Below are 557 nucleotides of genomic sequence, written 5' to 3' on the forward strand. Positions count from 1 at the left end.
TGGGAAGCCCGCATTGATAACATTGCGATACTGAACACGCAGTGAGTTCAATGGACGGCCTTCATCAAGACGTTGACCGTTTTTGTAGGCGTCAGTAATACTGAGTGTATAAACCGCTAAGCCAAATACCACCACTAACGAAGCAATAATACCTTCCGCAAGTAAGAAAACAGAGTTATCCTCTGGTAGGTTTTCACCAAGTGTTACGAGGCCCCACATACCGTGGGCAATAAAATCACGAGTTACTCCATAAAAACTTGTTAGCAAGATGAAGAACATCATGCCTTTTACAAACTGTCGGTTATAAAACTGACCAAAGCCAGGAATTAGCGCAAGCAAGGAGGCAGTAAATCGTTGGGACCGAAACAACCCCACGTTATGCTCAAAATGTTCACTAATGTCAGACATCACTTACAACTCCATTTCGGAAAACTTCTCGCTTCTATCAGCCCTAGCTAAGATGAGTTACTAGGGCTGTTATCGCCAGAACAATATTTTTTGAATTATTGACCCATCATCGCGTGGTTAGCTTCAATTTGCATATTGATGCTTTCTAC

General features: G+C 42.4%; 1 pseudogene. It reads right to left on the bottom strand.

Going from position 1 to position 557, the window contains the following annotated elements:
• A pseudogene (locus tag QTO00_RS20685) lies at positions 1-408 on the bottom strand (sugar ABC transporter permease); the annotation flags it as partial.
• Positions 409-557 lie beyond the last annotated feature (149 nt).

Source organism: Vibrio sp. M260118 (genome assembly GCF_036533755.1).
Lineage (GTDB): Bacteria > Pseudomonadota > Gammaproteobacteria > Enterobacterales > Vibrionaceae > Vibrio.